Source organism: Staphylococcus sp. GDY8P119P, assembly GCF_017892075.1.
Taxonomy (GTDB): domain Bacteria; phylum Bacillota; class Bacilli; order Staphylococcales; family Staphylococcaceae; genus Staphylococcus; species Staphylococcus ureilyticus.
The window spans coordinates 577,201-591,854 of sequence record NZ_JAESKJ010000006.1 but is presented as its reverse complement, the minus strand read 5'-3'; the positions used below and the strand labels follow the sequence as shown (position 1 = coordinate 591,854).

At 33.0% G+C, this 14,654-nt stretch carries 15 protein-coding genes; 3 read left to right on the top strand and 12 right to left on the bottom strand.

Annotated features, from left to right (window positions below; genetic code table 11):
• Positions 1–49: 49 nt before the first annotated feature.
• From KA830_RS07010 to KA830_RS06960, 11 genes are all read right to left on the bottom strand, one after another.
• On the bottom strand, positions 50–1,123 hold the full coding sequence (locus tag KA830_RS07010) for an ABC transporter substrate-binding protein (protein WP_064209099.1): 1,074 nt from the start codon (positions 1,121–1,123) through the stop codon (positions 50–52).
• Entirely contained in the window at positions 1,120–1,932 is an 813-nt protein-coding gene (locus KA830_RS07005; protein WP_210134155.1) for an ABC transporter permease, read from the bottom strand. The genes KA830_RS07010 and KA830_RS07005 overlap by 4 nt, the downstream gene beginning before the upstream one ends.
• 5 nt (positions 1,933–1,937) lie before the next feature.
• Entirely contained in the window at positions 1,938–2,741 is an 804-nt protein-coding gene (locus KA830_RS07000) for an ABC transporter permease (protein ID WP_064209100.1), read from the bottom strand.
• Positions 2,734–3,828, bottom strand: coding sequence for an ABC transporter ATP-binding protein (locus KA830_RS06995; protein WP_046207868.1), 1,095 nt, complete (start codon positions 3,826–3,828; stop codon positions 2,734–2,736). Before KA830_RS06995 ends, KA830_RS07000 begins: the two co-directional genes overlap by 8 nt.
• Before the next feature lie 11 nt (positions 3,829–3,839).
• Complete coding sequence (locus KA830_RS06990) at positions 3,840–4,379, bottom strand: helix-turn-helix domain-containing protein (protein ID WP_064209102.1); 540 nt, start codon at positions 4,377–4,379, stop codon at positions 3,840–3,842.
• Positions 4,380–4,549: 170 nt separating this feature from the next.
• Entirely contained in the window at positions 4,550–4,777 is a 228-nt protein-coding gene (locus KA830_RS06985) for a UPF0223 family protein (RefSeq protein ID WP_245337232.1), read from the bottom strand.
• Between the two features lie 279 nt (positions 4,778–5,056).
• Positions 5,057–6,463, bottom strand: a complete 1,407-nt coding sequence (gene lpdA / locus KA830_RS06980) for a dihydrolipoyl dehydrogenase (protein ID WP_046207871.1) — start codon at positions 6,461–6,463, stop codon at positions 5,057–5,059.
• Positions 6,464–6,466: 3 nt separating this feature from the next.
• Entirely contained in the window at positions 6,467–7,765 is a 1,299-nt protein-coding gene (locus KA830_RS06975; RefSeq protein WP_064209103.1) for a dihydrolipoamide acetyltransferase family protein, read from the bottom strand.
• 145 nt (positions 7,766–7,910) lie between these two features.
• Positions 7,911–8,888, bottom strand: coding sequence for an alpha-ketoacid dehydrogenase subunit beta (locus KA830_RS06970; RefSeq protein ID WP_046207873.1), 978 nt, complete (start codon positions 8,886–8,888; stop codon positions 7,911–7,913).
• A 3-nt stretch (positions 8,889–8,891) separates the two neighbouring features.
• The gene (gene pdhA / locus KA830_RS06965) at positions 8,892–10,004 is read right to left on the bottom strand and encodes a pyruvate dehydrogenase (acetyl-transferring) E1 component subunit alpha (protein ID WP_046207874.1); all 1,113 of its coding nucleotides are present in this window, start codon (positions 10,002–10,004) and stop codon (positions 8,892–8,894) included.
• A 265-nt stretch (positions 10,005–10,269) separates the two neighbouring features.
• Positions 10,270–10,896 (bottom strand): YkyA family protein, encoded by a 627-nt coding sequence (locus KA830_RS06960; RefSeq protein ID WP_046207875.1) that lies wholly within the window; start codon positions 10,894–10,896, stop codon positions 10,270–10,272.
• Positions 10,897–11,018: 122 nt separating this feature from the next.
• On the opposite strand from KA830_RS06960, the gene def reads away from it, so the two are divergent.
• A complete protein-coding gene (gene def / locus KA830_RS06955) occupies positions 11,019–11,570 on the top strand; it encodes a peptide deformylase (protein WP_046207876.1) in 552 nt (183 codons plus the stop codon).
• A gap of 54 nt (positions 11,571–11,624) precedes the next feature.
• Here the strand turns inward: def and KA830_RS06950 are convergent, their stop codons facing one another.
• Positions 11,625–11,897 carry a hypothetical protein gene (locus KA830_RS06950; RefSeq protein ID WP_064209104.1) on the bottom strand — a complete coding sequence of 91 codons (273 nt, stop codon included), beginning with the start codon at positions 11,895–11,897 and terminating at the stop codon, positions 11,625–11,627.
• Between the two features lie 494 nt (positions 11,898–12,391).
• Between KA830_RS06950 and KA830_RS06945 the strand changes: the two genes are divergently transcribed.
• Together KA830_RS06945 and rnjA are read left to right on the top strand one after the other, a co-directional pair.
• Complete coding sequence (locus tag KA830_RS06945) at positions 12,392–12,607, top strand: DNA-dependent RNA polymerase subunit epsilon (RefSeq protein ID WP_046207878.1); 216 nt, start codon at positions 12,392–12,394, stop codon at positions 12,605–12,607.
• A complete protein-coding gene (gene rnjA, locus KA830_RS06940; protein WP_064209105.1) occupies positions 12,607–14,478 on the top strand; it encodes a ribonuclease J1 in 1,872 nt (623 codons plus the stop codon). Before KA830_RS06945 ends, rnjA begins: the two co-directional genes overlap by 1 nt.
• The last annotated feature ends 176 nt before the right edge of the window (positions 14,479–14,654 follow it).

Genomic DNA, 14,654 nt, shown 5'->3' with positions numbered 1-14,654 from the left:
ATCAAACTATTATATCGAATAAACGATAAAATAACTACTATACTACGCTTTAATTTAACGACATTTTAAAATTTAAAAAGCGTTCATTATATTCACTTAATGTATCCTTACCTAAATCTTTATAGACTTCTAATCTTGCTTGTGTACGTTTTGAAGGATAAAATCGTTCATCGTCTTTGATATTTTTTGGTAATTGTGCTCTTGCAGTCTTATTAGGTGTTGCATAAGCTACCCATTCCGTATTTTGTTTACTATTCTGTGCATCTAACATAAAGTTGATAAACTTGTGTGCACCTGCTTTATTTTGAGCAGTCTTGGGAATAACCATGTTATCAAACCACAAGTTTGACCCTTCTTTGGGTACCACGTAATCAAAGTCGCTATTATTTTGCACAATTGGCGCTGCTATACCGCTCCACACAACCGCGATATTTGCTTCATGTTGTTCAAGCATCATAGTTATTTCATCACCAACGACACCTTTAATATTAGGACTTATTTGTTTCAAATCATGTTCAACTTCTGCTAAGTGTTGTGTTTTTTTATCATTTAAACTGTAGCCTAATTTGTTTAAACCTAAACCTATAACTTCTCTTGCACCATCCACTAATAAAATATCATTTTCATATTTTGGGTTATATAAACTTTCCCACGAATTAAAGTTATCTTTTGGATACACATTTTTATTATATAAAATACCAACTGTACCAAAAAAGTATGGTACTGAATAACGATTATCTCTATCAAATGACATGTTCATATAATCTTTATCTAAATTTTTTATATTTGGTATTTTCTCATGATTTAAAGGCAATAACAAACCTTCTTTTTTCATTTTTTCTATCGTATATTCACTTGGAAAAGCAACATCATAATTTGTTCCACCATTGCGTATTTTGGCTTCCATAGCCTCATTAGAATCAAACGTCTCGTACACAACTTCAATACCAGTTTCCTTTTGGAATTTTTTTACTAAACTTGGATCAATATATTCTCCCCAATTATACACATATATTTTTTCACCTGAAGCAGAGTGCTCTTTTTCAGTGAGTTTTTGACTTATCCATAGACATAGTAATCCAACAAAAATTGAGAGCAAGATTAATTGTAAAAATCGTTTCATTGTTGAGTCACCTGCTTCAATGCTTTATTTCGTTTGATAATTTTTTGTATCAAATAATATCCAAGAATACCTATGATTATTGTTATAAAAAGTATAGTCGATATCGCATTAATTTCCATACTTATACCTTTTCTAGCCATAGCATAAACTTCTACTGATAATACACTAAATCCGTTTCCCGTAACGAAAAAACTAACTGTAAAATCATCTAATGAATAAGTTAATGCCATAAAAAAACCGCCAAGAATCGCTGGGAATAAATGTGGTAACATCACTTTGTTTAACACTTGTAACTCAGTGGCACCTAAATCTCTAGCAGCATCTAACGTATGTGCATTCATTTCATATAATTTAGGCAACACAATTATCACTACAATTGGAATGCAAAATGCAATATGTGAAATGAGCACAGTGATAAAACCAAGACCTAACCCTGTAAAGTGACCAATTGCCGTAAACATAATCAAAAATGATGCACCAATAACAACATCGGAAGAAACCATTAGCACATTATTTAAAGTTAGTAATGAAATTTTTAATTTCTTATTCCTTAAATGATATAAAGCAATGGCTCCCATTGTTCCGATGACCGTTGCAATTGCAGCAGCTAATAATGCCACTGCAATCGTATTAAAAATAACCGATAACAATCTGTCATTGTTAAATAAAGATAGATAGTGCGCTAATGTAAAATGCTCAAAATGAATCATATTACCTGCTGAATTAAATGAATAAAACATTAAAAACAGTATAGGGATGTACAATACTGCAATTAATATACCGATATTTAGTTTGCCATACCATTTCATATGATTCACCCTTTTCCATTTGTAGATTTATTATTTGTGATAATTAAGACAAATGCCATAAAGAGAATGAGAAATAATGCAATTGTAGAACCCATTCCATAATTTTGAATTACAAGAAATTGTTCCTCTATCGCCGTTCCAATATTAATCACTTTATTTCCAGCAATTAACCTTGTAATCATAAACAAAGAAAGTGCAGGAATAAATGTAACTTGCACTCCAGTTAGTACACCTCGTTTAGTTAAAGGCATGATTACTTTTTTAAAAGTGGCTAAACGACTAGCACCTAAATCACTTGAAGCTTGTAATAAATTATTTGGTATGTCTTTCATATTATTAAAAATTGGTAAAATCATAAATGGAATATAAATATAACTTGCTACAATTATAAACGCTGGTCCTGTAAATAACAGTTCCGTTCTAGGTAAGTGTAAACTATATAATATTCGGTTGATAATACCATCATGACTGAACAATCCGATAAATGCATAGGTCTTTAGAAGTAAATTAATCCAAGTAGGTATAATTAATATCAATAACCATACATTCTGATGTTTTGATGTACGAATAAAATACGCCGCTGGATAACTAATAAGTAATGTAGTCAGCGTAATAAGTACAGCGTACAATACAGAGTCCCATAACATCAAAAAATATTTGGTTGTCATCATTTGTTTATAATTTTCTAAACTAAAATCACCATGGATATCAATCATAGAAAAATAAATTAACAAAATAACAGGCACAACAATAAATAAAATCATCCACAAAATGTATGGTACAAATAAAAATCCATTTATTTTACGCATTATCATTTACCTCATAACTATTAATGCGTTTATCAAATTCTGCTTCAGTTTCACCTGGTACCATAATATGAATCGCTTCTGGTTCAAAATATAAACCTACTTTACTGCCTACTTCAGTTTTCTTTGTAGAATGCACCATCCACTCATAACCCTTTCTATCTACACAATTGATTTCGTAGTGCACACCTCTAAATAACATGGATTCAACAGTCACTTCAAATAACCCGTCCCCAGGAGATACTAATGCAATGTCTTCTGGTCTGATAACGACTTCAACTTGTTGTTGACTCGGAATTCCCATATCAACACACTTAAATGATTGATCGTAAATATTAACGACATAATCTTTGACCATCGTACCTTGCAAAATATTAGATTCCCCAATAAAATCAGCAACAAATCGATTTACTGGTTCATCATAAATATCAATCGGCGTACCAAATTGTTGTATTTTTCCATCTTTCATTACAAATATATAGTCACTTAGTGCCAATGCTTCTTCTTGATCATGTGTTACAAATATAAATGTAATGCCTAATCTAGATTGAATTTCTCTTAATTCATATTGCATTTCAGTTCTTAGTTTTAAATCTAGTGCTGATAATGATTCATCTAGAAGTAAAATCTCAGGTTCGTTTACAATAGCACGCGCAATCGCAATTCTTTGCTTTTGTCCGCCACTCATGCCTTCTATCATTCTGTTTTCAAAGCCAGTTAATTTCACTAATTTTAAAGCATCTTGTACCTTAGTTTTAATGACTTCCTTGTTTAATTTTTTTATTTTTAATCCAAATGCGATGTTATCAAATACAGTCAAATGCGGAAAGAGTGCATAATCTTGAAAAACTGTATTTACTTTTCTCTTATTAGCAGGAACTTGATTAATTGATTTTCCTTGATAAATGATTTGGCCATGATCAACTTGTTCAAAGCCTGCAATCAATTTGAGAATTGTAGTTTTGCCACAACCAGATGGACCTAATAGTGTATAAAAATGTCCAGATTCAATATTTAAATCTATGTTATCTAATATTTGAGTTCCATCGTAAGCTTTGCTTACCGATTCAAATGTCAATAAAGGGTTCATGTATTGTCCTCCTATAAATATGATGCTGTTGCAACAACCATCACTTTCACATCTTGTGACGTAAGGTTCTTTAACCTATGTATTTGGTTTGCTTTAAAATATAACGCGTCCCCTTCTTCAGCGTGATAATAGTCACTCCCTAATAAAAGCGAAACCTCACCTTGTAAACAATATATGAATGTGTCGGAATCTGAAGGATCAAAACTTTTATAAGATGCATTAGGTCTTAAAGTAAGTATTAAAGGTTCCATTTCGAAATTATTTGATTGTGTAATTGGCCAATTCAATAAATATCCTCTATCAGATTCATCATAGTGAATTTGCTCATTTTTCTTATATAACACCTTAGTATTCGCTGAATCATTAAAAAATTCACGAGGGGTCGTACCTAACACTTCTAAAATATTAAAAAAAGTTTCCATACTTGGTGAAGCGTGTTCACTTTCTATTTGCGAGACATATCCTTTAGATAAATCTGTACGTTCTGCTAACTCACTTTGAGTAAGTTGTTTAATATTTCTTAGATTTTTTAATTTTTTCCCTATCTTCATTTTGTCACCTTATTTTATAACTTCTACTTTTACACATTTAAAGCTTAATTGTTAATCACAACGTTAGCATGCTCTACACAAAAAAACCATATTTTGTTTACTTTTATCAAACATTATGTTTAGTGCTTAATAAAAGTATCAAAATATGGCTAATATGACAATAGTTAAATTTATTCTGAGCTAAAATATTTTTGGTTAGAAGCCTCTTTGACTGATTTTACAGCTTTGTAGCTATTATAGCCACTTTGCTTCTCAAATTCTTTAAATATTTGCTTTTCTTGAGCTTTACCTGGAACTACTTTTTTAAATTGACTGTAGCGTTCTAACAAAAGCTTGCCCTCAACTTTTGACTCGTAGTATTGCTCAATGGCATTAAAAAAAGCTACCACTTGCATCATTTATTCATTTGTCCATTCAAGATCAATAGGATATGAATATTCCATATCATTACACTCCCTTTTGTTAACAAGTAGTTATCAAAATTTTAAAAAAGTAAAAAAAAGAGCGGGACAGAAACCAATATATTAAATTGATTTCTTATTCCCGCCCTATATATTTGTTATCGCCTTTAAATGTTTGAACATTGACTTGAAAGTGCGAGAACAGTGTTCCTGTTCATACTTCCTAATCACTTAAGTTAAAACGTCTAAAGCATAACAATTTGTGCTTATAAATTATTACATTGTATGAATTGGTAATCCTAAAGCTTTTTCAGCAGCTTCCATAGACATTTCACCTAAAGTTGGGTGAGCATGTACAGTTAATGCTAAATCTTCAGCATTCATACCAGATTCAATTGCTAAACCTAATTCAGAGATAATATCAGAAGCACCAGTACCAACTACTTGCGCACCAACAAGTGTATTATCTTCTTTAAGTGTTAACAATTTAACAAATCCAGTTGTGTCATCTAATGATAAGGCACGACCGTTAGCTGCATAAGGGAATTTAGAAGCTGTAACTTCTAATCCTTCTTCTTTTGCTTGGGCTTCAGTGTAACCTACTTGTGCTAATTCTGGTTCAGTGAAACATACAGCAGGCATACCAATGTAATCCACTTCTGATGCTTCTCCAGAAATAACCTCAGCAGCTACTTTCGCTTCATAGCTCGCTTTATGAGCTAATGGTAGCCCAGGAACGATATCACCAATTGCGAAAATGTTGTCGATAGAAGTACGGCTTTGTTTGTCTACTTCTAATAATCCACGATCTGCGAATTTAAGACCTAATTCTTCTAAGCCTAATTCATCAGTGTTTGGACGACGACCTACAGTAACTAATACATAATCAGCATCAATCGTTTGTTCTTCACCTTTAACTTCGTAAGTTACTTTAACACCGTTGTCTGTTTCTTCAGCAGATTTAGCCATTGCTTCAGTAACAATTTCAACGCCTTTTTCTTTCATACCTTTTTTAACAGGTTGTGTCATTTGTTTTTCGAAGCCACCTAAGATATCTTTAGCACCTTCTAAAATAGTAACTTCTGAACCAAAGTTAGCAAAAGCAGTACCTAGTTCTGAACCGATATAACCGCCACCAACTACTACTAATTTACCAGGAACTTCTTGTAAATTTAAAGCACCAGTTGAATCAATAACGCGATTGCCAAATTCGAAATTAGGAATTTCAATTGGTCTAGAACCAGTTGCAATAATTGCATGTTTAAAGTTATAAGTTTGAGCGCTCTTCTCATCCATAACACGTAAACTGTTGTTATCTACGAAATAAGCTTCACCTTTAACAATCTCTACTTTATTACCTTTTAATAATCCTTCAACGCCACCTGTTAATTTCTTAACTACTGACTGTTTGAATTCTTGAACTTTGTCAAATTTAAGTGAAACACTTTCAGCAATAACACCTAAATTTTCAGAGTTTTTAGTTTCATCATAACGGTGAGATGCGTGTAATAATGCTTTTGATGGAATACATCCAACGTTAAGACATACACCGCCTAATTCGCCTTTTTCAACGATTGTTACTTTTTGACCTAATTGTGCTGCACGAATTGCTGCAACATATCCTCCAGGTCCTGCTCCGATTACAATAGTATCTGTTTCAATTGGGAAATCTCCAACTACCATGTTTTACCCCTCCATTAATAATAATTCTGGATTATTTAATAAACGCTTGATATGGTTCATTGCATTTTGTCCAGTAGCACCATCGATTTGTCTATGGTCAAAGCTTAATGATAATGATAATACTGGCGCAGCTACAATTTCACCATCTTTAACGATAGGTTTTTGGGCAATACGACCAATACCTAAGATAGCTACTTCTGGATGATTTATCACTGGTGTAAACCATTGTCCACCTGCTGATCCAATATTACTAATAGTACAAGTAGCACCTTTCATTTCATCTGAAGTTAATTTACCATCGCGTGCTTTTACAGCTAATTCATTAATCTCATCTGAAATTTGGAACATAGATTTACGATCAGCATGTTTTACAACAGGGACTAATAAACCTCTGTCTGTATCTGCTGCGATACCAATATTCCAATAATGTTTGTGTACAATTTCGCCAGCTTCTTCATTAAATTCTGTGTTAAGCGCTGGATATTTTTTAAGCGCAGAAACGAGTGCTTTCACAACGTAAGGTAAGAATGTTAATTTAGTACCTTGCTCAGCTGCTACTTCTTTGAATTTTTTACGGTGATCCCATAATTCTTGAACATCGATTTCATCCATTAAAGTAACGTGAGGTGCAGTGTGTTTAGAATTCACCATTGCTTTTGCAATTGCTTTACGCATAGCAGGAATTTTTTCTGTTGTTTCTGGGAATTCTCCTTCACTAGAAACTGGCGCTGATTGTGCTGCGCTCGCAGAAGTTTCTTCTGCAGTTTCAGGTGCGCTCTCAGTTGAAGCTGCACTTGCATCTCCATTTAAGTATGCATCAATGTCTTCTTTCGTTGTACGTCCATTTTTACCTGAAGCTACAACAGCTTTAATATTCACACCATTTTCACGTGCATATTTACGTACTGAAGGCATTGCTTTAACACGTTTGTTTTCATCTACATCTGCATCAGCTGATGATTGTGTCGCAGCTGCTTCAGAACTTTCTTCTTTAGCAGGTTCTGCTTCTGTTTCTTCTGCAGATTCACTGCTATCGCTACCTTTAAATTCCATGTCTTCTGCATCAGGTGCGTCAATTTTAACAATTGTATCGCCGACAACAGCTACTGTACCCTCATCTACAAGTACTTCCTCTACTGTACCTGACACAGGTGATGGGATTTCTACTACAGATTTGTCATTCTGTACTTCAGCTAAAACATCATCTTCTTCGATATTATCTCCAGCTTTAACAAACCATTTTACAATTTCACCTTCGTGGATACCTTCACCAATATCGGGTAATTTAAATTCAAATGCCACGTTATTATCCTCCTAAAAATTCATATTTAGTCAAAAATTAGAAAATGAGAACGGAACTTATGATTCGCAATCTCATGCTGTTTTATTATTAATAATTGAAGCTGGGATAACATTTCAAAAGCTATCCCAAACTTATTAATATTTATTAAAATTCTAATGTTGCTTTTGCTTTTTCAATGATATCGTTTTTGTTTGGTAACCAAACATTTTCTGCTTGAGTAAACGGATAAACGGTATCAGCAGCAGCTACACGAGCAATTGGTGCTTCTAATGATAGGATTGCACGTTCAGCTAATTCAGAAGCAACTGTTGCTCCAACACCAGCTTGGCGTTGTGCTTCTTGAACTACAACTGCACGTCCAGTTTTTTCTACTGAAGCAACTAACGTTTCTAAGTCGATTGGTTGTACCGTACGTAAATCAATCACTTCCACTGAATGACCATCTTTTTCTAACTCTTCAGCAGCTTTTAATGATTCTTGTACCATGGCACCGTAAGCAATTAAAGTAATGTCATTACCTTCTTGTTTGACACTTGCTTTACCAATTTCAATTGTATACTCTTCTTCTGGAACTTCTTCACGGAAAGAACGATACAATTTCATGTGCTCTAAATATACAACTGGGTCATTACTTCTAATTGCAGAAATTAATAATCCTTTTGCGTCATAAGGGCTTGATGGAATAACTACATTCAATCCTGGTGATTGCGCTAAGATACCTTCTAAATTATCTGCGTGTAGTTCTGGAGTATGGACACCACCACCAAATGGAGCACGAATTGTTACTGGTGCTTGTTTTGAGTTACCAGAACGGAAACGTGTACGTGCAATTTGACCTGCAACAGAGTCAAATACTTCAAATACGAATCCTAAGAATTGGATTTCCATTACTGGACGGTAGCCTTGTGTAGTTAAACCTAAAGCTAAGCCACCAATTCCAGATTCAGCTAGAGGTGTATCAAATACACGGTCTTCACCGAATTCTTTTTGTAATCCTTCAGTTACACGGAATACACCACCGTTAACACCGACGTCTTCACCGAAAAGTAAGACATTTTCATCATTTTGTAATTCGGTTTTAAGCGCATTGTTAATCGCTTGAACCATTGTCATTTGTGCCATCGGTTACTTCGACTCCTTCTCTTTGTAGATTTCATATTGTTCTGCTAAATGTTGAGGCATTTCTTCATACATATTTTCCATTAAGTCTGTAACTGTTTGTTTTTCTGTATTATCCGCTTCTTTAATAGCAGTTTTAATTTCAGCTTTCGCACGATCGATTACTTCGTTTTCTTTCTCTTCAGTCCATAGACCTTTATTTTCTAAATGTTTTCTAAAACGAACTAACGGATCTTTTTTCTCCCATTCAGAATCTTCGTCTGAAGTTCTGTATTTGGTTGGATCGTCACCAGCCATTGTATGTGGACCATAACGATAAGTAATTGTTTCAATAAGTGTTGGACCCTCACCGTTCACAGCACGATCACGCGCTTCTTTAGTTGCTTGATATACTGCAAGTGCATCCATTCCATCTACTTGTATGCCAGGAATACCTACTGAAATCGCTTTTTGAGCTAATGTTTCAGCAGCTGTTTGTTTACTACGTGGCGTAGAAATCGCATAGTTATTATTTTGAATCACAAAAATTGCTGGCGCTTTGTAAGCTGAAGCGAAGTTTATACCTTCATAGAAATCACCTTGTGAAGAACCACCATCACCAGTATATGTGATTGCTACAGCTTGTTTCCCACGTTTTTTAAGTCCAAGTGCAACACCAGCAGTTTGTACATATTGTGCACCGATAATAATTTGTGGGCTTAGCGCGTTAACACCCTCAGGCATTCTATTTCCTTTGAAGTGGCCTCTAGAGAATAAAAACGCTTCAGTTAATGGCAAACCTTGCCAAATTAATTGTGGTACGTCACGATAACCAGGAAGAATGAAGTCTTCTTGTTCTAATGCGTATTGAGAAGCTAATTGTGAAGCTTCTTGTCCAGCAGTAGGCGCATAGAATCCTAATCTCCCTTGTCTATTTAAAGAAATAGAACGTTGATCAAGAATACGTGTCCAAACCATTCTTTCCATTAATTCTACTAATTGCTCGTCTGATAAATCAGGTACTAGATCTTCATTAACGATATTACCGTCTTCATCCAAAATTTGGATCATTTCAAATTGAGATTCAGTATCTTTCAATACTTTCTCTGCATCGAATTGGGCTTTTAATTTCGGAGCCATTCAATTCACCATACCTTTCCCGTATAATAGAAATTCATTTTATCCTTTAACATTGTATCACAAAACTGTTTCACTGTTAAACAAATATGAAAAGTTCTGTAATACAGTAAATAGGTACAGTTTTAAAACTGTATCACTAATTTCAAACTTGCTGTACTATATTTTTCTCAAGTTTCAAAGCGTCAATGTCCAAAAGAATGTAAGCGCCCTCATTTATAATGCTATAGTTATTTACATTAAATTTCAAATTAATAGCATTTTTATGTTAATTTAAATTATCAACATCTTGTTTTTCTTTATTTACTTTTTCCATTGCGTCTTTGTATTTATTAAACGATTTGTCCATAGTTTTATATGATTTGGATACAGCTTCTGTTTTTTTATTCATTTCTTCTTGATTAGCTTGATCACGTGAGCCATATTCAAATAAATCTTTTTCTTTATTCATAATATTTTTATATGAATTTGCATAGTTATCATGTGCCTTATATTTATCTTTCAAAGCATCATTTAACTCTTTCACTTCTTTTTTCTTATCTTTGTCACTAATATTATCTAAATGTTTTTGAGCTTTTTTAAACGCTTCTTCTGAATTTTCTAAAGCATTTTCTTCTTTTTTAAATTCTTTTTTTCTTTTCTCAACATTATCTACAATTTTTTCAGAAGTTTGTTTTGCTTCTTGTTGGTCTTTACCATTGATTTTTTTCACAAGTTTTTGTTTTTCTTGCTCTAGTTCGTTAAGTTTTTTGCCTACTGAAGAAACAGGCTTTTCTTCATCAAATGCTTGTTGTATCTTTTCATTATAATCTTTTATCTCACCTTTATCCGTTGTACATCCAGCTATAAGTACTGTGGAAGCTAGTATGGCACCAATACCATATTTAAATTTCATTTTGAAAAATCCTCCTTTTTCGTGTGCTATATTATATAATAAATTTTAATAAATCAAATGAATTACTGTATTTTATTTGGTAATCTTTGGTATATTTTATATTAAGGAAGGTGTATGAACAAATGTTAACAATGAAAGATATAATTCGAGATGGACATCCTACACTACGCGAAAAAGCTAAAGATGTCGAGGTTCCATTATCAAATGAAGATAGAGAAACATTAAAAGCTATGAGAACATTTTTAATAAATAGTCAAGATGAAGAAACTGCTAATAAATATGGTCTTCGTTCTGGTGTCGGACTTGCAGCGCCACAGATTAATATTTCTAAAAAAATGATTGCGGTTTATTTACCGGATGATGGCGAAGGTAAAAGTTATGACTTGATGTTAGTGAATCCTAAAATTATGAGTCATAGCATTCAAGAAGCTTATCTACCTACTGGTGAAGGGTGCTTAAGCGTAGACGAAAATATACCAGGCCTAGTACACCGTAAATATAGAGTTACTGTTAAAGCAAAAGATATAGATGGTAACGATGTCAAATTACGTTTAAAGGGTTATCCAGCCGTTGTAGTTCAACATGAAATAGATCATATTAATGGCATCATGTTTTATGATCACATAGATTCAGAACATCCATTGCAACCTCATGAAGATGCAGTAGAAGTATAAAAAAAAGAACTGTTAGTAAACATGCCAATCGCGTACGCTTACTAACAGTTCTTTTTACATAAAGTCGTCTCTTCTTTCATGATATATAATATTGAGCTCTTGTAACTCTTTTTTCAAAGCATTTAATTCTTGAATATCAATAAATACAGGGTCATGATTGTGTTTCACATAATTTTGATCTTCATTTACAGTGTCAATGATTTCATTATAATTGAAAAACATGATAACTTGTTCCGCACGTATTTCAAATGTAATATCTTGAAAGACCTTGTCAGTTCGTTGTTTCTCACTTTTAATATCTTCAACAATACGCTTCACTTTATCCATATCAATCATCCTCATCTCGTCTTTATTACTTTCTACTATTACTTTCTATTTTAAATTATTAATTATTATATTTCCTTTTAATCATAATTAATTTTTATTATTGACTCAAGCTATATGATGATTCATTTAATATTTGAATATATGTAGCCTAAATTTACTTAGTTAAATACCTTTTATAAAGTGAATCACTTTTTTCTACATATTAAGCTTTAGCAGAAAATAAAACTGCTTTATTTATTCTACTACATCATGTAAAATGAGAAATAACTGAAAACATACGAATATGTTCTATTTGTATTTTTCTATACGAACGAATTTAAAATGACCCTAGAAACATACTGGGCAACTGCTCGTATGTTCTCTTTATATAAAACGTAGTTTCAATTCACTTTTAGTGAAATTTATTTTATTTAAAATTGAGAAACTCACAAAATATTATACATTTCAGGGTTTATATAAATAATCTAACTAAAACTTAGGAGGAAATAGATATAATGGCAGTATTTAAAGTATTTTTTCAACATAACAAAGATGAAGTAGTCGTAAGAGAACACACACAAACAATTTATGTTGAAGCTCAATCAGAAGAACAAGTAAGAAGATATTTGAAAGACCGTAATTACAATATCGAGTTTATTACTAAACTTGAGGGCGCACATTTAGAATATGAAAAACAATCAGATCATTTTAATGTGGAGCAAGCTGAGTAATGAAACAAATTCATAAAAATGAAGTTGCGGTATATGCCCTTGGTGGCTTAGGTGAAATCGGAAAAAACACTTATGCCGTAGAATATCAGGATGAAATCGTAATTATAGATGCAGGTATCAAATTCCCTGATGATAATTTATTAGGAATTGATTACGTGATTCCTGACATTACTTATTTAGAACAGAATCAAGACAAAATAGTTGGTCTGTTCATAACACACGGCCACGAAGACCATATAGGTGGTGTGCCCTACCTATTAAAACAAATAAACGTGCCTATATATGGTGGACCATTAGCTTTAGGTTTAATCAGAAATAAATTAGAAGAACATCACTTGTTAAGAACAACAGAACTTGTTGAAATCGAAGAAAGTTCTGTTATTAAATCTAAACATTTCGAAGTTTCATTCTATTTAACAACACATAGTATCCCAGAATCATATGGTGTTATCGTTAATACACCAGAAGGCAATATTGTTCATACTGGTGATTTCAAATTTGACTTTACACCAGTTGGTGAACCAGCAAATATTGCGAAGATGGCAAAACTTGGAGAAGAAGGTGTCCTTTGTTTACTTTCAGACTCTACCAATTCATTAGTTCCTGACTTTACATTGAGTGAGCGTGAAGTTGGCCAAAATGTTGAAAAGATATTCCGTAATTGTAGCGGTAGAATCATCTTTGCTACTTTTGCATCTAATATCTATCGTGTTCAACAAGCTGTTGAAGCTGCAATTAAACACAATCGTAAAATTGTAACTTTTGGTCGCTCAATGGAAAACAATATTAAAATTGGTATGGAACTCGGTTATATTAAAGCACCACCTGAAACTTTTATAGAACCAAATAAAATTAATAGTGTGCCTAAACATGAATTACTAATTTTATGTACTGGGTCACAAGGTGAACCAATGGCGGCTCTATCAAGAATTGCTAATGGTACACACAAACAAATTAAAATTATTCCAGAAGACACTGTAGTATTTAGTTCTTCACCTATTCCAGGTAATACTAAAAGTATTAACCGCACTATAAATGCATTATACCGAGCAGGTGCTGAAGTCATACACAATAAGGTATCAAATATTCACACATCTGGTCACGGATCTAAAGGCGATCAACAATTAATGTTACGCTTGTTACGTCCAAAATTCTTCCTCCCAATTCATGGTGAATATCGCATGTTAAAAGCACATGGCCAATCAGGAATTGAATGTGGTGTGGAACCAGACAACGTGTTTATCTTTGACATCGGTGATGTTTTAGCTTTAACACATAATTCAGCTAGAAAAGCTGGAAGAATACCATCTGGCAATGTTTTAGTGGATGGTAGCGGTATTGGAGATATCGGAAACGTAGTTATCCGAGATAGAAAACTATTGTCAGAAGAAGGCCTAGTCATCGTCGTTGTTAGTATAGACTTTAAAACGAACAAATTACTATCTGGTCCTGACATCATTTCTCGTGGTTTTGTTTATATGCGTGAATCTGGTCAATTAATTTATGATGCCCAAAGAAAAATCAAAACAGATGTTATTTCTAAACTGAATCAAAATCCAGAAATACAATGGCATCAAATTAAATCATCAATCATTGAAACACTACAGCCGTATTTATTTGAAAAAACTGCACGTAAACCAATGATTTTACCAGTGATCATGAAGGTAAATGAAGATAATACATCTTCTCAAAATAAAAAAACACAAAATAAACCAAATCAGAAAAAAGACAATTCAAAAAAACACAATAGTAAATCTCAAAACAAAAATACAAAAGATACTAACAACAAAGATAATAAAAACATCGCTCAGAAAGCAAAACAAAAACAAAAAAATGATGGTAACCAAACGGACCAATCAACCAAATCATAATCAAACTCAATGCCTCATCCATTTGTAATGGATGAGGCATTTTTATATTAAACACTTGCTATTTTGACTGAGTACATTAATTAAAAGTTAAGTTTGAACCTTCGTATAACTTGTCTATTCACAAATATCAAAATCCCTTAAAGAATACACTTTACACAAAAAAGAAGAGTGTGGGA

What these genes read in the sequence shown, in the direction of transcription:
- KA830_RS07010 (WP_064209099.1), bottom strand. Translation starts at nt 1,123, where the DNA reads ATGAAACGATTTTTACAATTAATCTTGCTCTCAATTTTTGTTGGATTA.
- pdhA (WP_046207874.1), bottom strand. Translation starts at nt 10,004, where the DNA reads ATGGCTCCGAAATTAAAAGCCCAATTCGATGCAGAGAAAGTATTGAAA.
- lpdA (WP_046207871.1), bottom strand. Translation starts at nt 6,463, where the DNA reads ATGGTAGTTGGAGATTTCCCAATTGAAACAGATACTATTGTAATCGGA.
- KA830_RS06945 (WP_046207878.1), top strand. Translation starts at nt 12,392, where the DNA reads ATGGCAGTATTTAAAGTATTTTTTCAACATAACAAAGATGAAGTAGTC.
- KA830_RS07000 (WP_064209100.1), bottom strand. Translation starts at nt 2,741, where the DNA reads ATGCGTAAAATAAATGGATTTTTATTTGTACCATACATTTTGTGGATG.
- KA830_RS06990 (WP_064209102.1), bottom strand. Translation starts at nt 4,379, where the DNA reads ATGAAGATAGGGAAAAAATTAAAAAATCTAAGAAATATTAAACAACTT.
- KA830_RS07005 (WP_210134155.1), bottom strand. Translation starts at nt 1,932, where the DNA reads ATGAAATGGTATGGCAAACTAAATATCGGTATATTAATTGCAGTATTG.
- KA830_RS06950 (WP_064209104.1), bottom strand. Translation starts at nt 11,897, where the DNA reads ATGGATAAAGTGAAGCGTATTGTTGAAGATATTAAAAGTGAGAAACAA.
- KA830_RS06970 (WP_046207873.1), bottom strand. Translation starts at nt 8,888, where the DNA reads ATGGCACAAATGACAATGGTTCAAGCGATTAACAATGCGCTTAAAACC.
- KA830_RS06995 (WP_046207868.1), bottom strand. Translation starts at nt 3,828, where the DNA reads ATGAACCCTTTATTGACATTTGAATCGGTAAGCAAAGCTTACGATGGA.
- def (WP_046207876.1), top strand. Translation starts at nt 11,019, where the DNA reads ATGTTAACAATGAAAGATATAATTCGAGATGGACATCCTACACTACGC.
- KA830_RS06960 (WP_046207875.1), bottom strand. Translation starts at nt 10,896, where the DNA reads ATGAAATTTAAATATGGTATTGGTGCCATACTAGCTTCCACAGTACTT.
- KA830_RS06985 (WP_245337232.1), bottom strand. Translation starts at nt 4,777, where the DNA reads ATGATGCAAGTGGTAGCTTTTTTTAATGCCATTGAGCAATACTACGAG.
- rnjA (WP_064209105.1), top strand. Translation starts at nt 12,607, where the DNA reads ATGAAACAAATTCATAAAAATGAAGTTGCGGTATATGCCCTTGGTGGC.